16 protein-coding genes are annotated in these 18,551 nt (G+C 43.5%); 3 read left to right on the top strand and 13 right to left on the bottom strand.

Translation table 11 applies throughout. The features are described from left to right. Nucleotides 1–2 precede the first annotated feature (2 nt). Nucleotides 3–1,316 carry an amidohydrolase gene (locus tag ACTVAI_RS09365; RefSeq protein WP_443474195.1) on the top strand — a complete coding sequence of 438 codons (1,314 nt, stop codon included), beginning with the start codon at nt 3–5 and terminating at the stop codon, nt 1,314–1,316. 67 nt (nt 1,317–1,383) lie between these two features. Here ACTVAI_RS09365 and ACTVAI_RS09360 read toward each other — a convergent pair whose 3' ends face one another. From ACTVAI_RS09360 to ACTVAI_RS09345, 4 genes are all read right to left on the bottom strand, one after another. Next, nucleotides 1,384–3,099, bottom strand: a complete 1,716-nt coding sequence (locus tag ACTVAI_RS09360; protein ID WP_443486501.1) for an ABC transporter ATP-binding protein — start codon at nt 3,097–3,099, stop codon at nt 1,384–1,386. A gap of 71 nt (nt 3,100–3,170) precedes the next feature. Further along, on the bottom strand, nt 3,171–3,647 hold the full coding sequence (locus tag ACTVAI_RS09355) for a hypothetical protein (protein WP_443474193.1): 477 nt from the start codon (nt 3,645–3,647) through the stop codon (nt 3,171–3,173). Continuing rightward, entirely contained in the window at nt 3,607–5,001 is a 1,395-nt protein-coding gene (locus tag ACTVAI_RS09350; RefSeq protein WP_443486500.1) for a Y-family DNA polymerase, read from the bottom strand. Before ACTVAI_RS09350 ends, ACTVAI_RS09355 begins: the two co-directional genes overlap by 41 nt. Before the next feature lie 156 nt (nt 5,002–5,157). Next, complete coding sequence (locus ACTVAI_RS09345; RefSeq protein ID WP_443486499.1) at nt 5,158–5,982, bottom strand: aldo/keto reductase; 825 nt, start codon at nt 5,980–5,982, stop codon at nt 5,158–5,160. Between the two features lie 134 nt (nt 5,983–6,116). Here ACTVAI_RS09345 and ACTVAI_RS09340 point away from each other — a divergent pair, with 134 nt between their 5' ends. After that, nucleotides 6,117–7,013 (top strand): SDR family oxidoreductase, encoded by an 897-nt coding sequence (locus ACTVAI_RS09340; RefSeq protein ID WP_443486512.1) that lies wholly within the window; start codon nt 6,117–6,119, stop codon nt 7,011–7,013. A gap of 60 nt (nt 7,014–7,073) precedes the next feature. After that, on the top strand, nt 7,074–7,496 hold the full coding sequence (locus ACTVAI_RS09335; RefSeq protein ID WP_443474189.1) for a cupin domain-containing protein: 423 nt from the start codon (nt 7,074–7,076) through the stop codon (nt 7,494–7,496). A 259-nt stretch (nt 7,497–7,755) separates the two neighbouring features. Here the strand turns inward: ACTVAI_RS09335 and ACTVAI_RS09330 are convergent, their stop codons facing one another. From ACTVAI_RS09330 to mnmG, 9 genes are all read right to left on the bottom strand, one after another. Then, nucleotides 7,756–8,538 carry a PHP domain-containing protein gene (locus ACTVAI_RS09330; protein ID WP_443486498.1) on the bottom strand — a complete coding sequence of 261 codons (783 nt, stop codon included), beginning with the start codon at nt 8,536–8,538 and terminating at the stop codon, nt 7,756–7,758. Nucleotides 8,539–8,553: 15 nt separating this feature from the next. Further along, nucleotides 8,554–9,204 (bottom strand): DUF624 domain-containing protein, encoded by a 651-nt coding sequence (locus ACTVAI_RS09325; RefSeq protein WP_443486497.1) that lies wholly within the window; start codon nt 9,202–9,204, stop codon nt 8,554–8,556. Nucleotides 9,205–9,218: 14 nt separating this feature from the next. After that, nucleotides 9,219–10,556, bottom strand: coding sequence for an MATE family efflux transporter (locus ACTVAI_RS09320; RefSeq protein WP_443474186.1), 1,338 nt, complete (start codon nt 10,554–10,556; stop codon nt 9,219–9,221). Next, entirely contained in the window at nt 10,540–11,436 is an 897-nt protein-coding gene (locus ACTVAI_RS09315; protein ID WP_443486496.1) for a metallophosphoesterase family protein, read from the bottom strand. Before ACTVAI_RS09315 ends, ACTVAI_RS09320 begins: the two co-directional genes overlap by 17 nt. Nucleotides 11,437–11,454: 18 nt before the next feature. After that, the gene (locus tag ACTVAI_RS09310; RefSeq protein ID WP_443486495.1) at nt 11,455–12,357 is read right to left on the bottom strand and encodes a carbohydrate ABC transporter permease; all 903 of its coding nucleotides are present in this window, start codon (nt 12,355–12,357) and stop codon (nt 11,455–11,457) included. 79 nt (nt 12,358–12,436) lie between these two features. Continuing rightward, on the bottom strand, nt 12,437–14,152 hold the full coding sequence (locus ACTVAI_RS09305; protein WP_443486494.1) for an extracellular solute-binding protein: 1,716 nt from the start codon (nt 14,150–14,152) through the stop codon (nt 12,437–12,439). 29 nt (nt 14,153–14,181) lie between these two features. Next, nucleotides 14,182–15,189 carry an ABC transporter permease gene (locus ACTVAI_RS09300; protein WP_443486493.1) on the bottom strand — a complete coding sequence of 336 codons (1,008 nt, stop codon included), beginning with the start codon at nt 15,187–15,189 and terminating at the stop codon, nt 14,182–14,184. A gap of 3 nt (nt 15,190–15,192) precedes the next feature. Beyond that, nucleotides 15,193–16,341, bottom strand: coding sequence for an ABC transporter ATP-binding protein (locus tag ACTVAI_RS09295; RefSeq protein ID WP_443486492.1), 1,149 nt, complete (start codon nt 16,339–16,341; stop codon nt 15,193–15,195). Between the two features lie 298 nt (nt 16,342–16,639). After that, nucleotides 16,640–18,532 (bottom strand): tRNA uridine-5-carboxymethylaminomethyl(34) synthesis enzyme MnmG, encoded by a 1,893-nt coding sequence (gene mnmG, locus ACTVAI_RS09290; protein WP_443486491.1) that lies wholly within the window; start codon nt 18,530–18,532, stop codon nt 16,640–16,642. Nucleotides 18,533–18,551 lie beyond the last annotated feature (19 nt).

Here is an 18,551-nt window from a genome sequence, read left to right as displayed (position 1 = left end):
AAATGAAAACATTAATTACGAATGTCCATATTTTGACGATGGATGAAAACTTTACTGAATACAATCCTGGCTTTATCAGTTTTTCTGACGATGTTATTACAGCAGTCGGAGCAATGGCACAACTGCCTGAAGAAACCTACGAACGCGTGATTGACGGAAAAGGGGCCATTGCTATACCAGGAATGGTGAATACCCATACGCATATTGGCATGGTCCCTTTCCGCTCATTAGGCGATGATACACCCGATCGTTTAACCCGGTTTTTGTTTCCATTGGAGCAAGCGTGTATGACGGATACCTTGGCCTATCACAGTGGAAAGTATGCAATTGCGGAGATGCAGCTGGCAGGTATTACGACCTTTTTCGATATGTATTATTTTGAAAATGAGTTGGCAAAAGCAACTGATGAAATGGGCGCACGCGCCATCCTGGCTGAAACTGTACTGGAAGAAGCACCTGATTCTGAAAAACCTTATGGCGGACTGGATTATGCAGCAACATTCATTCCCAAATGGTTGGATCATCCATTGATAACACCCGCAGTTGCACCACATGCGCCCTATACGAACAGCCCGGACTCATTAAAGCAAGCGTTCGATTTAGCGGAAAAATATGATGTCCCTTTTTCCCTTCACGTCAGTGAAATGACATTTGAAATGGAAAAATACCAACTGGACTACGATCAAACCCCAATTGCTTATTTGAACGATTTAGGTATTCTAACGGAACGAACGTTAGCAGCCCACTGCATTTTTGCAACAGCCGATGACATCTCCCTCTTAAAAAAGCAAAATGCAGCCGTTGCTCATTGCATCGGTGCCAACACCAAGTCAGCTAAAGGAATCGCACCTGTTCAGGCAATGTTGGATGCAGGGGTTCGGGTCGGCTTGGGAACAGATGGGCCAAGCAGCGGCAATACACTGGATTTATTTTCCCAAATGAAAATGGTTGCCTATTTTCACAAGACCGCATTGAAAGACCGCGCAGCTTTTCCGACAAAGGAAATTGTCCGCTTAGCGACAATCGGGGGAGCAGAAGCACTGGGTATGAATCAGTTGATTGGGTCACTTGAACCAGGTAAGCAAGCAGACATCACCTTAATCGAGACAGATTCCGTCAACATGTTCCCTATTTTCGATCCGTATGCTGTCTTGGTCTATTCAGCCCAAGCGCATAATGTCCGGGATGTTTTTGTGGCCGGCAGTCAAGTGGTTAAAGAAAAACAACTTGTCCGAGCAAATTTACCTACCCTGCGTTCACATTTGGACGCAGAAATGATGCACTTTCGGCAAGAAGTAGACAAGCGAAAAAAATAGAACGCACAAAAATAACCGCCTTGTTGGTACAGGGCGGTTATTTTTGTGCGTGTAGATAATCAGTAATTTATGCTAAAAACTGTGCCTCGTACAAACGACGGTAAGCACCGTTAAGAGCCAACAATTCTTCATGTGTTCCTTGTTCAGCTATACCGTGATCGCTCACTACGACAATACGGGTAGCATGTTTGATGGTTGCTAGACGATGGGCGATAATCAAGGTCGTCCGCCCTACCGCCAAGGAATCCAGTGACTCTTGGATAACTTGTTCAGTTTCGGTGTCTAAAGCAGACGTCGCTTCATCTAAAATCAAAATAGGCGGATTTTTCAAGAACATACGCGCAATGGAAAGACGCTGTTTCTGCCCACCCGATAATTTAACCCCGCGTTCCCCAATAACCGTATCCAAACCTTCCGGCATATTCCTGATGACATGTTCCAAATTAGCCAAGACTGCGGCTTGTTTGATTTCATCCTCTGTCGCATCCAATTTCCCATAACGGATGTTCTCGCGAATCGTACCCGGGAATAAGTATACGTCCTGTTGAACGACACCAATTTGGTTACGCAAGGAATGCATCGTCATGTCCTGGATATTGATGCCATCAATAGTGATATTGCCAGAAGTTACTTCATAAAAACGAGGCAAGAGGTTACAAATCGTCGTTTTACCTCCACCACTTGGTCCAACGAAAGCCACCGTTTCTCCTGCTTGAACGGTTAAATTGACATTTTCCAATACAGGGGTTGAACGGTCATATGAAAAGGAAACATTTTTGTAAACGATATTGCCATCTAAATGTTGAACGGAAATGGCATCCGATTTATCAACTATTTCAAGAGCACGATCGATTTCTTCAGCAAAGCGTTTGAAACCGGCAATCCCTTTTGGATATTGCTCAATCATGTTGTTCACTTTTTCGATGGGCCGAACAAAAATATTTGATAGCAAGATAAAGCCAACAAAATCCCCGTAACTCAATTCTCCTTGAATCGTGTAATAAGAACCAAAGAAGAGCGCAAATAAATTGATGAGACGAATCATCAAATAGTTGTAAGAAGAACTAATGCCCATGGTTTTGTAAAAGGTCAATCTTGCCCGGCGATAAAGATTATTCAAGCCTTTGAATCGTTCCGACTCATACGCTTCGTTCGCGAAGGCCTGAACAACACGCACACCACTCACAGTTGCTTCGATACCAGCATTAAATTCCCCGAGATTTTCGAAAATCCGTGTATTTACTGCCGTCATTTTCTTGTTGAAGAAAGAGACAGCAAACATAATAAAAGGAATCAGTACAATGGTCGCGATGGCGAGATTCGTGTGGACACGCAACATAAGTAAAAAGGCCCCCACCAAGGTAATTAAAGTAATGAAAATATCTTCAGGACCATGATGGGCCACTTCCGATATTTCCTGTAAATCTGAGGTTAAACGGGTCATTAATTTTCCGGTTTTGTTATTGTCATAATAGCTGAATGACTGTCTTTGTAGATGGTTAAAAAGGTCTTGACGCATATCTGTCTCAATATTTATTCCTAAGCGGTGACCAAAATAAATAACAACGAATTGCAAAAAGGTATTAATAATATATAAAAGCAGGAGAAAGATGGAAGCAGTAATGATACGGTTCCAGTCCCCGGACGGTAAAATAGTATCGATGACGCTATTTACGGCAACCGGGAAAGCTAATTCCAAAACAGCCGCAATAACCGCACTCGAAAAATCCAAGATGAAAAGCCCTTTATAAGGACGATAATATTTAAAAAATCGTTTTAACATGGGTACCTCCTTCAACCTAATATTCAATAATTATGGCATACAATGAAGGGGCAAACAACTGAAATCATACGTCATTCAATCCATTCACCATCTTGGCTGAAGTCATCCACCAATTTTATTTCCGGTTCCTCCACCCGGAACGATTCGGCCTTTTTAAAGGGTGTAATCTGGGACCATTTCCCCTCATTCAAAAAAGTAATATTTCGGATGTCTTGTAACGCCAGCCACCGATCCTCAATCTTTATTTGCCCCCCTGGCAGATAACCCTGGAATCGGCCTTCTATCGAATCAGTCTGACGGCCCCATTTATCCTTTTGGTTCAATTGAATGGAAATGGGTCGCTTGGTATGAGACGCTTCAGCCAGTTTGGCATCTATTTCTTCGGGAGTCATTTTCGGCAAAACAGCGTTATTCTTCATGGCTTCTTTTTGATTTTGTTTAATCCCCCTCATAAGTTCTTCCATCGCAAAAGCGGTAATCCACTTCATGAAGCCGCGGTCATGATAATCATTGTAATCCTGGAATTTTTTGGGAGTTCGTCTGATCACGATCGTCACCTTCTTCCAGCCCTGCCATTCCGCCAGCATGTCCACCCACCAGTGAACTACGGGCAATGGCCCGTCCCCCTTCCAGGACGCTGACCGCGCGTACAAGCGATTTAAAACCATATTTTTTTCGGACTGTATCAATAATTTGGTCTACCTTTACGTCCTTTACTTGTTCTTCAGGTTCCGCGAACAAATCCAATTGCAAGGCATCCGTATAAACAAGGTTACCGGTATTGACACCGATATTGCGAATATGCTGACCGGTGTAGTGAGCATCAAAAATACGAAGTAAACAGGCGATTATTTCTTTTGAAGAGTTAGTCGGTAACACTTTCACTTGTTGGTGGAAACTGGTTTTGCCGTTTTGGTCGAAATAACCGATACTGTACCCAATCCACAAACTGACAACTTGTGTCTTGGCACCTGATTGCCGCAATCGCGTGGCGACTTGATCGCCCATTTCGCGTATCACGATTTCCATTTCCGATCGCTTCGTATAGTCCCGATTCAAGACCTGGCTATTCCCGATTGATTTTGAACTTGGTTTAATAGTATCTCCTAAGAAGCTACGATCAATCCCCCAACTATGGGCATAGAGTTGCGCTCCAATCACTCCCAGTCGGTCTTTTAAGTCATAAAAGTTCGCATGGGCAAGATCATAAATAGTGTGAATCCCCATACTATGCAATCGTTTGGCCGTTCGTTTAGCGATTCCCCAAAAGTCAGTCATGTCATGAATTTTCCAAACCGTATCGGGAACATCTTGATAACGCCATTCGGCAATGCGGTTGGGAGCATGTTTGGCAGCATTATCCAAAGCGAGTTTCGCCAACAATGGATTGTCGCCAATTCCAACCACCGTATAGATTCCGGTTTGTTTATGGACTTCGGCTTGGATAGCGCGGGCGATTTCGTAGGCATTCGCAAATTTAAATAAACGCAAAGCACCCGTAACATCCACGAAGCTTTCGTCAATTGAGTAAACATGATGATTGGATTCATCCGCGTATTTTTTATAAATGGCATTGATTTCCATGTTTTTTTGCATATAAAGACGCATTCGTGGGGCTGCGATCACTAAATCTTTTGGGTAAGGAAACGGTAAGTCCCGTGCTCGGCTGATATTGGAAATGTTATACGCTTTTTTCGCTGCAGGCGATGATGCGAGGATCAAGCCGCTTCCCCGCTGACTTTTATCTTCTGATGGATAGGACATGACGACGAGCTTTGCAGTGAGCGGATCCATTTTGCGTTCGACACACTCTACACTGGCATAAAATGATTTACAGTCAATACAGAGAATGTCCCGACTTGGTTCTTTTGCGTAATCAAATATCAACTCTGTCTCATACATAAAAATCACCTCACCTCATTATACGAACATAAGTTCTGTTTTGTAAAGCGAACACTTTATAAAATTCTTAATTATTGAGAGTGAGGCTGTATTTCTCTTATCCTAACCAAAAAAAGCACCCGATTTTCAGATAGAAAATCGGGTGCTTTACTGCTATTAGAAGAATAATTCGCCTTGCCATTGCCATTGATCGAAGTAAGCCATATCTTCCTCGTCGATTTGGAAATTAAAAATCGCTGCATTTTCACGAATGCGATCTTCGTTGACAGATTTTGTCAAAGGTACATAACCTTTTTGGACACAGTAGCGAAGCAACAGTTGCGCGATGGATTTTTGATATTTCTCAGTCATCGCATTAACGGCCTCATCCTCTTCCATTTGCGGGATAGGGGACAATGGTGACCATGCTTCAATTACCATTCCTGCTTCACGGCTCATTTTTACAGTGTCTTCTTGATTCAAACCAGGATGCAACCGAATTTGATTGACCATTGGCGCAATACGACAATTTGGCAATAAGTTTTCCAAATGTTTGACCTTGAAGTTGCTGACACCTATGGCTTTCAACTTGCCCGCTTCATAGGCGTCTTCTAGTGCTCGCCATGTTTCGATGTTGTCTTCTTGCCAATCCTCTTCATGGCCCGCCACTTCCGGCCAGTGAATCAAAAATAAATCCAGATAATCTGTTCCCAAACGTTCCAAAGACTCGTCAATGGTACGTTTGGCATTTTCGTAGCCATGGTCTGGATTATCAAGCTTGCTGGTCAAGAAAATTTCTTCACGCGGCACACCGCTCAAGCGCATCCCTTCACCAACCAACTCTTCATTTCCATACATTTGTGCTGTATCGATATGGCGGTACCCGTATTCCAAAGCCCATTTTACGCCATCGACGCATTCTTTCGGATTAACATTCCGCCATGTTCCATAACCCAGAATCGGAATATTGTTACCATTTGCCAATGTTATTGTCTTGTTCACATTATCACTCCTTGTATTTGTTTCCTGTTTTTATTTTACCATAGAAGTATTCCAACGCCACTTGACTTACTTTACATGAAGCTTCCGTTCATCTATGCTTAGGCCAGCAAATCAAAAGAGAAAGGTTGATGAATATGAAGTATCTATTAACTGGCGCAACCGGCGGATTTGGAACCTATGCCCTGTCTTTTTTGAAACAACAAGTCGCTTTGGAGAATATCGTCGTCCTGGCACGTTCCGAAGCAAAAGCAGCTCCTTTCCGAGAACAAGGAATCGAAACGCGGATAGCCGACTTTGCCGACTATGATAGTTTGTTCGCAGCCTTTGCTGGCATCGATCGCATGCTTTTCGTTTCCTCGCAGCCCGGGGAAGCCGTTTCCCGCGGTGACCAACATAAAAACGTCGTGGCCGCCGCCAAGGAAACCGGGATCGGCTTCATCGCCTACACGAGCTTCCCGAATGCTACTAAATCAACCAGCCCGCTCGCCCAAGATCATATCCTGACAGAAACACTTTTGAAAGAGTCTGGCATTCCACACACCTTCCTCCGCAACAATTGGTATTTCGAAAATGAAATGGCGACTTACGAAACGGCGTTGAACGGCGGTGCCTTCACCTACTCCGCAGAAGACGGCCGGGTTGGATGGGCTTTGAAAAAAGAATATGCGGAAGCGGCCGTGAATGTCCTGACCGGAAAATTCCTGTCTGGAGAAGTTCTGGAATTAGGAGGACCGCTGATTACCTATGCCGATTTGGCGGCTGCACTCAGGGTAGCCACCGGGAAAAAGTTCCGATCCTTGGCTTTGGATGATGGGGAATACCAAAATGATTTGAAAGTGCACGGCGTCCCCGCAGAAAGTATTGCCTTTGTCATGATGATTCAAAGAGACATCCGCGAAGGCCAGTTAGCAATCAAATCCAATGATTTAGAAAAAGTATTGGGAAGACCTGCGAAACCGGCAACGCTTGCCCTGAAGGAACTTCTGGCATCAAACAAAGAAAGCGTTTCATTTGATAACCCGCCTGTTTAGCCTATAATTGGAAGTAGATGATAATTATTATTATTCAATACCAAATAGGAGGAATAAATCATGGCAATTGATGAAAAAGACTATGGCAAGAAACCTCATGTTGTAAATATTGAAGACTTAACTGAGGATAACGAAAACTACCGCACAACTATTTGGACTGGCGAAAAACTACAAGTAACTGTCATGAGTATTGAACCAAACGATGATATCGGATTGGAAGTGCACAAAGGCATTGACCAATTTATCCGTATCGAAGAAGGAAGTGGTCTCTGTCAAATGGGACCAACGGAAGACAATTTAGACTTTGAAAGAGAAGTCACCGATGATGACGCCGTTTTCGTTCCAGCCGATGTATGGCATAACATCACCAATACCGGTGACAAACCACTTAAACTTTACACCATTTACGCAGGTCCTGACCACGTAGAAGGCACGGTTCATCCAACACACGAAGATGCTCGAAATGATCCAAATGAACACTGAAAATTTATGAAAAAATCAGCCGTGGGAAATTCCTACGGCTGATTTTTCATTGGTCTTATTGTATCTTTAAGGTTTGGGTTCACACTTGAAAACCAGATTCCAGCAGCCTGAGTGATTACTCAAATCGTATTTTCCATTCGAGTAATCATCAAAGGACTAAAAGTGATTACTCAGATTGGTTTTCCGGCTTGAGTAATCACTACAAGGCCTAAAGTGATTACTCAAGCCGAATTTGTCTCTTGAGTAATCACATTTCCCATTAAGGTCTTTTTACCATTGTCGGTTGCTGGTTTTTGAAAACAACTAATTCCTCAACGCCATGGCGACCCAACATGGCAAACATGTCCACGAAGTGGGCTTCATAATCAGCTGCCACATGTGCATCCGACCCGACCGTAAACAATGTACCACCTGCCTCTTTATACAATTCGATGCCATATTCATAAAGATGGGCATTTCCATATTTAAACATGCTCTTGCTATTCAATTCGAAAGCCAAATTGTTTTCTACTGCCTTTTTAAAAACTTGCAACAATAAGGGTTCTACTTTTTCCAAATCAGCCACAGTCACATCATACAAACGTAAACCATACTCAAAATGCGTCAAAATATTTGCTTCCTTAAAATCTGTAACGGCTGCTAGCATCAAAGAGTAATATTCTTCCAAGGTCTCTTCCAGAGTTTGCTCCAAAATTTCTTTCTGCATGAAATCATATTTTCCATTTTGATGAACACTTAACAGCATCACATCATAGGTCTTTCCTTTTAAATAATCGCGAATTTCATTTCGGTCTCCCGGCGTATACCCGATTTCAATTCCTTTTAAAATGCGTCCATTGTAAGTCTCATTCAATTTAGCAATTTCCGCCGCATAAGCTTCGTAATCCGCACTGTCATCCTGATAGCCCGTATAAGGATTATGAAAATCCAAATGCTCAGTCGTCACCAGAAATTTATCGTCCGCCAAGGGTAGATAATTTTCAAAATGTTCTTCACTATCATAGGAATAATAAGTATGCATATGCTGATCGTAATATTTCATTTTGCCTCCCCTTCCTTATTCTGCACGGTACCAATACTGCTTCAAGCGGTAACGTCCATCTGTGTCATGCAATTTCTTGAACACCCAATGCCATGCCACGAAACAAGCGCCTACTCCAGTAAACACTACCATACCAGGTGTAACCGCCCAAATAAGCATCAAAACGGCTACACTCAACACCATCAAAACAAGCATTTCCAAAGCAAAAGCTAACGGATAGGCAACAGCGTTTTTTCCAATTTCCTTTATGGATTTTTCGGGATAATAAGAACAAAGGAAACTAAACCACAGGAAAACAAAGAAAACAAGAACAAACATTAATAGCGTCAGGTAAAATGCCAGGTACGTCACATAATTCGTTTGCGTATTCAAAAACAAGTAATTGGCAGTCAATACAATACCTGTAGAACCGAAAAGACCACTCACACGCCAGTATTTTTTCAAATTCATTTGGTAATGATTCCACCAGTTTACAATCAACTTCAGCTGTGCACGCTGGGAATCCAGGCGCATCTTTTGGATAAATTGAAAAACAGTAACGGTTGACGGCACCAACCCAAAAAGACCTGCACCCAGTAAAACACCAGCCATCCAAAACAAGGTTGCCATCACAATACCAAAGACCCATGCCAGTCCTATTTGTAACTTACTTTCTTTGTACTCCATCTATTTTTCATCCTTTAATTTATAATTTTCCAAATTCCTTTTTTCCAGCGTCTGTAGAAAATAAAGGCACGCATCCCTTCATCAAGGATGAAAATGACCCAAATAGCAAACAGGCCACCGTTCAGATACCCCGCAAAGAGGAGACTGGCCGGAACCGTAAATAAATACGTGACCAGTAATCCTATTAATACCGGGTAACGCACATCCCCTTTTACATTCAAATTCGCAATCAATATCTCATTTCCAACGCGAAAGGGATCATATAAAACATTCATCCACAATAACGTCCGAACGATTGTGACAATAGCGGGATCTGTCGTGAAAATCTGGATAAGCCACGGTCCAGCTAAAGCCAATAATATATTCATTAAAACAGCTATTCCCATAAATAAACCTGTATTTTGTAGAGCAAAATGTTGCGCTTTCTCATGATCCTTTTCACGGATATATTTTCCAATCAAAATCTGGCCCGCTTGCCCCGCAGCGACTGAGATGGTGAAGACGACTGCGGTAATGGTCTGGGTATAAATTTTGGAGTTGATCGCTGCCGCTCCAAGCGAGGCAATCACGGCTGTTATAATGGTTTGCGAGAAATTATACGAAACATTTTCCATCCCAGAAGGAACACCCAATTTTAAAATGCTTTTGGCAATTTGTTTATCCTCTTTACCAAAACGCCACAACCCATCCCATACTTTCCGCAACTGCGTGCGAATCGCAATCATACTGATCACCGCTCCAATAAACCGTGTTACTACTGTCGCCACACTAATTCCCAAGACTCCTTCACCAAAAATGGCAAGGGGTGTCAAAATGACCAAAGCATTACCCGAAATCGTAATCAATGTGCTGACAACTGAAATGGCCATGGCAATATTCACTTTGCCATAACTACGCAACAAGGCACTTGTACTTGTTGAAATACCTTGGAACAATAAACTACTACTGACAATTCGCAGATATGTCAAGGATAATGAACGTAGTTCCACTGGCGTCTGCATCCATCCCAACAACACATCGCCAAAAAGAAAAACGGTGAAAAATAACAAAGCAGACAATACAAAATTCAAAACAAATGTCTGACGCGTCACTCCCTGAATATAAGACAACTTCTTATCATCAGCGTTTTGTAAAAACAAAACCACGCTACCGAGACTGATAATTCCCATTGCCATCGTACCAATTGCCAGGATTTGGTCTGCCAATCCCGTAGCCGCAACGGCTTGATCACTATACAACGAGAAAAGATAAACATTTACATTACCGATCAACATCATAAAAAGTTGTTCAATAATCAAGGGAAAAAGCATTTTTCGATAAGTCGCTTGCGTCATGCTATTTCTTAAAGGCATGGTACTTCACTACTTCAGTGGTAATGGTATTTGTCTTGGCATCCAGTTCAATCACCCGTACGCCACGTTCCATCTCACCATACGTATTAAAGCCACTGACATTGCCGTATACTAAATGGATGCCATAGTGCAAACCGTCAAAGTTATTTTCATGATCATGCCCCACGAACATGCCCCACGTTTCGCCATCCAATAACATGTTGGTGAAAAGGCCGGTATTCAGATGCGGTGCACTGATCGCTTCATTCGTTTCGTTATTGAAACCAGCCAAAATGTTAGTCGCTGCTTGCCAATACTCTGGAACAGGAATGTGCTGGAAGACTAGATTCCGTTTTACGCCATTACCTTTACGATATTTTGCGGATGTTTTTCTGAACCATTCCACTTGTTCCGGTTGATTCCAATCATAAATTCCAATTGGCACCGGCGCATCCGCTCCTGAATCGAGCACGTATACTACCTGTACCACTTCATCACTATCATGCGCTAAAATCTGTAAGGTATAACTTTCGCGGTCGTCGTGCACAAACACATCTTTTTTATCGGCCCGATTAGAAACGTTTTTCTCGAATAAGCGTCTTAAGTCACTACGGGTGATTATTTCTTCACTGTCATGATTCCCAAAAGTTAGAGCCATCGGTATATCCGATGTATTGAAATAACCCATCAATTCCTCAAATATTAAATCTGCATCTTTCACGCCTTCGGACCAGATAACATCACCGGTATGCATAATTAAATCAGCATCAAAATACGCTAATGCATCTTTCACCAAAGAAAAAGTTTCTAAATCCTCTGCATTATAGGGTCTGTTTCCGATGTGTGTGTCAGTAAACTGCACAATCCGGAAGGTCCCGTCTTCTCTTAGTCTCAGTTCCATAATGACTCCTTTAAATGTTTATTCTTTAACCGATCCAATGGTAATTCCTTGGACGAAATATTTCTGGATGAAGGGATACAGGATGACAATGGGCAAAATAACCACGATGATCGTCGCCATTTGCAGGGATTGTCCTGTTACTTGAATGGATTCCAGTTGTTGATAAGCAGCATCTCCCCCACCACTGCGCAATAAGATGTCAGCCAGACCGGCTTGTCTGGTCAACATGTCTTGCAAGATGGTTGCCAATGGCTTGATTTCCGGACGACGGACATAGAAGGAACCGGCGAACCAATCATTCCAGTGGCCTACCGCCGTGAACAAGCTGACCGTTGCCAATGTCGGTTTACTCATCGGCAACACCATGCTGGTGAAAATCTTGAATTCACTCATGCCATCAATCCGGGCTGCTTCCACAATTGACATTGGCAATTGCTTAAAGGCGGAACGCAACAACAGGATATTCGTGACACTATACAAACTCGGGATGACATAAACCCAAATGGAATTTGTTAGCCCCAATTCACTCAAGACTAAATAGTATGGAATGGTTCCCCCACCAAAAAGCATCGTGAAGAAAATGAAGAACGTTATTTTTCCGTTGCCAGGTAATTCCCGAATCGCTAATGCCCAGGCACACATGGACATCGAGAAAATACCCAGTGTCGTGCCTAAAACGGTCCGGAAAATCGATATGCCCAATCCCGTCAGCAAGTTGTCTTGCTTGAACACCTCCTGGAAATTCTCCAACGAGAACGCCCGGGGGAAAAACCAGATACCACCCGTGGCAGCATCTTTTCCACTGTTGAAGGCCAACGCCAAGATATGCATGAATGGCAAGATGACGGCCAAACAGAGTAACACAATCAATATGTTGATGATGAGACGTATCATAGGATTCGTCTGCATTGTTTTTGACATTTTTAATTCCTCCAATTAATGGTGACTCCGAAAAATAAAGAGGCTACAACTAGCCTGCAGCCTCCTCATACGTCATGTATTAGTAGAAAATGACATCGCCTTCTGCTTCTTTTTCTTCCAGGAAATCACTGAATTCTTCCACGCCGGCATCCACCAATTCTTGACGCGCCGCATCAAGGATGGCTTGTGCTTCTTTTTCCGTTGAAGCGTAGTAAGCCTTCACGATATCCTCTTCCCAACGGTCAAGGGCAGCGTTCAAGTCACCCGCATCACCTTCGAATTCAAACAAATAAGCACGTGGATACAAGCCGTCGATGACTTCTTTGTTTTCGTAGCGTTCATCCCATTTGTACATTTCGATTATTTGTTGGGCGGCTGTTTGGCTATCACCGTCAGTTTCTCTGACCTTATCCCCCCAGCTCGCTTCACCAAAGTGATCCAGGTTGTTCATATTGGTCCAAGCCAAGTGTTCACCCCACCAAGCGCGTACGCCACGGAAGCCCATTTTGTTGGCTTCATCAGGTTGTTCATCTTTTAGTTTTACAATTTCTTCTTTAGGAACTGGTTTGCCATCTTCACCGATGTCATAGTGTTCACCTTCAAGACCATACATGTAAAGAGTCTTACCTTCTTCACTTGCCAACCAATCCGCAAATTCGACCACTTCATCAGGATTTTCGGTTGTGGAAGGGATAGCCCAGCCGGCATAACCGGATTTATAAGGCATTACCATGTGGTTGTTGCCGTCAACACGATTGATTGGTCCCAAAGGAATGTAATCCATGTCGCCGATTTCTGGACGGTAATTGTACATATCCGCAACGATTGCGAATGATTTGTTAGTCACGCCCTCGGAAGCGCGTGTTTCTTCCATTGTGTAGAACTCAGGATGCATCAAACCTTCAGCCAGTAATTCACGGACATGGGCAACACGTTGCTCGGCAAAATCCGTCATGGATTCATGCTTCACTTCTTTGCCATCTTTCCAGAATTTTTCGCCGCCTTCACCTTGCCATACTAAATCATTGTAGATGAACGGTCTTTCGGAACCGCCCCATACCGTTGGTCCAAGAGGTGTAATCGGTGCCCCATTATCATCGGTAAAACCTGCTGCTTTGATATCTTTCAATAATTGTTCAACTTCTTCACTTGTATCGATTTCCAATGGATCAATGCCGAGTTCGTCGGCGATATCCGCACGGATGTAAGGTCCTCCGACTGTTTTCATGCCTGGATCGGCTGCTTCTTCATCGATGGCCATATGCACCAAGTATGTTGCGCCGTCTTGATCTTCACGCATCATGATGTTTTCTTTGGTATCTCTTGGCAAATAACCTTCCTCGTAATATTTGCCGTACGTTTCTCCTTCTTGTAAATAAGGGGCGATATCATGGAACATGCCTTGGTTGGATGCTTGCAACAAAATTGGGAATTCCGGTCTGCCGGAGTGGTTCAGGTAAAAGGCAACAAAATCGGGTAAATCTCCCGCTGCCAGTCCAGCTGCCAAAGCCTGTGTGGAATCTTCACTCGTTACGGTTTGCAGTTCCAGGGTGATTCCGGTGCGCTCCTTGATGTATGCTGCGATTTCGGGTGACATGGAATCAACCCCGGCATCACCTGCGGATTGGAATACCAAACCAGTAATAGTGCGGTCCGCAATCCATGTTTCAGGAGCGTTTGCCGGTTTTTCTGCCGTTTCGTTTGATGATTCGGCAATTTCACTACCGCCACAAGCGGCCAATGCGAGGGCAGAAGAAAACAAGACACCCGCACCCAGTAATTTTTTAAAATTCATTTTTTGAATCCTCCAATTTTTTTATGTTTTTACCAAACAGCACTATCAAATTTATCTGCGACTTTGTTGACAATGAGCGTTAAAATCAAGCCCGCCACGCCTTGGACTAATCCTACTGCAGTCGCCGGTCCGTATTTCGCCTGCTCCAACCCGGTCTTGACGATATATGTATCGATGGTTTCGGAAACGGCATAGTTACCGGGATTTTGCATCAAGTACACTTGATCGAAGCCCGCCGTCAAGATACTCCCCAATGAAAGAATGAATAAGATCACGATGGTGGAACGGATGCCCGGCAAGGTGATGTGCCAAGTCTGTTTCAAGCGGTTGGCGCCGTCGATGACGGCTGCTTCATATAACGAAGCGGAAATACCCATGATGGCCGCGAAATAGATGATGGAATCCCACCCAATGTTTTTCCATAAGTAACTCCCGAAAATGGCGGGGTAGAAAAATGAATTCTCCATCGCCCAGAAAGTCGAGCCATCGGTGATGCCCAAATTCGCCAACAAAATGTTCATCAACCCGGTGTCAGGTGCGAACAAACGGTTCATGATGCCAATCACCACGACCCAGGAAATGAAGTAAGGGAGGTAGGAAATGCTTTGATAGACACTCCGAAGCTTCGGTTTATTTATTTCATTGAACATCAAGGCCAACAGGATGGGAAAAGGTAAGTAGAGGAACAACTTGATGCTGGAAACGATCAAGGTATTCCGGATGTACATTGGCGTTTCCCGGTGGCTGAAGAAATCGGTAAAATATTCCAATCCTACCCAACCTTCCCCGTACATACCGGACGTAAAAGTGAAATCCCGGAAAGCCAGGATGATTCCGGTCATGGGCCAATAGGAAAACACCAGGAAAAAAATGATGGCGGGCAGTAACATCAAGTAAAACGTGCCATACTTTTTCCAGATTTGCTTAAGTGTCACTTTATGGGGTCGGAAATCAGGATCCGTTTCGGAATCGAATTGCGGCTGTTTCACACCCTTGTCCATAATCCTTTGAATTAAACTCTTTTGTTCTGCTAACACCTTCTAAACTCCTTCCAACACAGGGTGGTGATCCGCGTTTATACCGTAGCCAGGAATCGCAATGCGTGCGCCACTTTCCTTATCGAAGAAGTGGACATAAGCAAAATCGATACAGAAACGTTCTTCTTGACCGACTGCAAAAGCCTCCATAGTAAATGCTTTGGCGACAACCGGTTGTCCGACCATGTCAAAGTGAAGCAAACTTTCGCTTCCCAGCATTTCCGGCAATGTGATGGTGGCTGTATAGCCATGTTGCTGCACTGCTTCCGTTGCGTAACGAGAAAGATGGATGTTTTCGGGACGGATTCCCATCGTCATTTCCCGGTTCTCATAACCAAGATTTTGCAAATGTTCAACGATTGCTGTCGGAATTTGCATGTGTTTGCCGCCCCGTTCAATCCCCGTTCCCGTGATGGTCACATCCACGAAATTCATAGCCGGCGACCCCATGAAACCTGCCACAAAGATGTTTCTTGGGTGCAGGTAAACTTCCCGCGGTGTCCCGACTTGTTGGATGACACCACTTTCCATGATGACAATTCGGTCCGCCATGGTCATGGCCTCTACCTGGTCATGTGTAACATAAACCGTGGTGATTCCTAATTGCTTGGTCAGTTGCACGATCTCAGCACGGGTTTGAACCCGAAGTTTCGCATCCAAGTTAGACAAGGGTTCGTCCATCAAGAACGCTTTTGGCTGGCGGACAATCGCCCGACCAAGTGCCACCCTTTGCCGTTGCCCACCAGAAAGTTCTTTGGGCAAGCGATCCAAGTATTCCGTCAGCCCGATGGTCGCAGCTGCAGTTTTGACCGCTTTATCGATTTCCGCTTTATCATAATTTTTCATTTTGAGACCGAAGCCCATATTGCCTGCGACCGTCATATGAGGGTATAGGGCGTAATTTTGAAAAACCATCGCAATGTCGCGGTCTTTCGGATGCGTGTCATTAACGACTTCACCATTTATCAAAATTTCACCTGCCGTTATATCCTCGAGTCCTGCCAACATCCGCAAGGTGGTCGACTTGCCACAACCAGATGGCCCAACCAAAACGACAAATTCTCCGTCCTTGATATCCAGGCTGACGTTATTTACGGAGTGCTGTCCCGGGACATAGTCTTTGTAAATATTTCTTAATTCAATACCACTCATATTTTTCTCCCCTATTATTTACTGATTTATCGTTTGGCTCTGTGTTTGCTACGCCTCAAATTATAAAGGTCTAATATAGATTTTCTGTTAATAAACCGTAAATGTCCGGTCAACTTTTTGTCAATTTTTGTCCTTTCTCCTCTTTTTTCTTAACTATTCTTTACATAAAGCGGTTACCGTTTTACATTTTGTTGTTTTACATGTAAAAATTGCACAAAAAAAACCGAAGCATTCCGCTTCGGTTTTTAATTTGTTAATGTGGCGTTTGGATTTTTGGTACTTTCATTCAAAACACATTTTAATTTACGTAAGAAAATTTTCCACTTTGAACATGGACCATCAATACGGAAATATCCGCTGGGTTAACCCCACTGATACGGCTCGCTTGGGCGATTGTTTCAGGTTGGATTTTCTTTAGTTTTTCTTTGGCTTCGTTCGCTATTCCGTTAATAGAATCGTAATTGATGTTTTCCGGAATGCGTTTTTCTTCCAAACGTTTCAGTTTTTCTACTTTACTGTAAGCTTTGTTGATGTAGCCATCGTATTTAATTTGAATTTCAACTTGGCGTGTCACATCGCTTGGCAATGCCTCTTCCAGAGGTGCGAATGGATAGAGACTGACATAATCCAATTCTGGTCGTTTCAACAAATCAGCGAACAAGAAACCATCCTTCAACTGGGTAGAATTTTTTTCTGCCAAGAAAGCTTGTAATTCTTGCGTCGGTTTCAAACGTATTTTTTTCAGACGGGCGATTTCTGCTTCAACTGCAATTTGTTTATTAATAAAGGCTTGGTAACGCTCTTCAGACAACAGACCTATTTCGTGTCCGATTTCTGAAAGACGCATATCCGCATTATCATGACGCAAAATCAAACGGTATTCAGCGCGAGACGTTAGCAAACGATAAGGTTCCAATGTCCCTTTCGTAACCAAGTCGTCAATCATCACACCGATGTAACCATCGCTACGTTTTAAAACAAGAGGCTCTTTACCTTGAACTGTTAAGGCCGCATTAATCCCTGCAATAAGTCCTTGACCCGCTGCTTCTTCGTAACCGGACGTCCCGTTCATTTGACCGGCTGTGAACAAGTTTTTAATAACTTTCGTTTCCAAGGATGGACGCAATTGGTGTGGTTTTACGACATCGTATTCAATAGCATAACCCGTCCGCATCATTTTCGCATTTTCCAACCCAGCGATAGAATGAAGCACGGCTTCTTGTACCTCTTCCGGTAAAGATGAAGACAAGCCTTGCACATAAACTTCTTGGGTATTGCGTCCCTCTGGCTCCAAGAACAATTGGTGGCGCGGTTTATCACTGAAGCGTACAATTTTGTCTTCTATGGATGGGCAATAACGTGCTCCGACACCTTCAACGATTCCGGTAAACATTGGCGCACGGTGTAGATTATCACGAATTATCTGATGAGACTCAGCCCCTGTATAAGTCAACCAACAAGATAATTGTTCTTTCAAGTAATCTTCATCTTTGGAAGTAAAGCTAAAGTGATTTGGCGTTTCATCACCCGGTTGTTCTTCCGTTTTCGAATAATCGATGGAAGATGCCAAAATACGTGGCGGTGTCCCCGTTTTGAAACGCGCCAAGTCAAAACCTAGATCCAATAAGTTTTCCGATAACTTGATTGAAGGTTGCGAGTTGTTGGGACCAGAAGAATATTTGAGTTCCCCGATAATAATCTGACCACGAGAGGATGTCCCGGCCGTCAAGATGACAGCTTTACTACGGTAAACAGCCCCCGTATGCGTAATGACACCTTTAACTGTTTTGTCCTCAACAATCAACTCTTCTACAATTCCTTGACGTAGCAATAAATTATCTTGATTCTCGATTGTTTTTTTCATTTCTTGTGCGTATTCGTTTTTATCCGCTTGGGCACGCAACGCTTGAACAGCTGGGCCTTTACCGGTATTCAACATCCGCATTTGAATATAGGTTTTATCAATGTTGCGGCCCATTTCGCCACCCATTGCATCGATTTCACGGACTACAACGCCTTTGGCTGGACCGCCAATGGAAGGGTTACAAGGCATAAATGCCACCATATCTAAATCAATCGTCAAAAGTAATGTGGCTTGTCCCATCCGTGCTGCCGCTAAAGCTGCTTCAGAGCCTGCATGACCTGCACCGACGACAATCACATCAAAATTTCCTGCTTCATAGTGATTCATATTTTAATTCCTTTCTATA

It is taken from the genome of Jeotgalibaca sp. A127 (assembly GCF_052266745.1).
Classification (GTDB): domain Bacteria; phylum Bacillota; class Bacilli; order Lactobacillales; family Aerococcaceae; genus Jeotgalibaca.
This window is presented reverse-complemented; position numbering and strand designations above follow the sequence as displayed.

Excerpts from the sequence above, each read along its gene's own strand:
- ACTVAI_RS09350 (WP_443486500.1), bottom strand. The coding sequence starts at position 5,001 with ATGTATGAGACAGAGTTGATATTTGATTACGCAAAAGAACCAAGTCGG.
- ACTVAI_RS09315 (WP_443486496.1), bottom strand. The coding sequence starts at position 11,436 with ATGGAACTGAGACTAAGAGAAGACGGGACCTTCCGGATTGTGCAGTTT.
- ACTVAI_RS09320 (WP_443474186.1), bottom strand. The coding sequence starts at position 10,556 with ATGCCTTTAAGAAATAGCATGACGCAAGCGACTTATCGAAAAATGCTT.
- ACTVAI_RS09335 (WP_443474189.1), top strand. The coding sequence starts at position 7,074 with ATGGCAATTGATGAAAAAGACTATGGCAAGAAACCTCATGTTGTAAAT.
- mnmG (WP_443486491.1), bottom strand. The coding sequence starts at position 18,532 with ATGAATCACTATGAAGCAGGAAATTTTGATGTGATTGTCGTCGGTGCA.
- ACTVAI_RS09360 (WP_443486501.1), bottom strand. The coding sequence starts at position 3,099 with ATGTTAAAACGATTTTTTAAATATTATCGTCCTTATAAAGGGCTTTTC.
- ACTVAI_RS09330 (WP_443486498.1), bottom strand. The coding sequence starts at position 8,538 with ATGAAATATTACGATCAGCATATGCATACTTATTATTCCTATGATAGT.
- ACTVAI_RS09365 (WP_443474195.1), top strand. The coding sequence starts at position 3 with ATGAAAACATTAATTACGAATGTCCATATTTTGACGATGGATGAAAAC.
- ACTVAI_RS09340 (WP_443486512.1), top strand. The coding sequence starts at position 6,117 with ATGAAGTATCTATTAACTGGCGCAACCGGCGGATTTGGAACCTATGCC.
- ACTVAI_RS09310 (WP_443486495.1), bottom strand. The coding sequence starts at position 12,357 with ATGTCAAAAACAATGCAGACGAATCCTATGATACGTCTCATCATCAAC.
- ACTVAI_RS09295 (WP_443486492.1), bottom strand. The coding sequence starts at position 16,341 with ATGAGTGGTATTGAATTAAGAAATATTTACAAAGACTATGTCCCGGGA.
- ACTVAI_RS09325 (WP_443486497.1), bottom strand. The coding sequence starts at position 9,204 with ATGGAGTACAAAGAAAGTAAGTTACAAATAGGACTGGCATGGGTCTTT.
- ACTVAI_RS09305 (WP_443486494.1), bottom strand. The coding sequence starts at position 14,152 with ATGAATTTTAAAAAATTACTGGGTGCGGGTGTCTTGTTTTCTTCTGCC.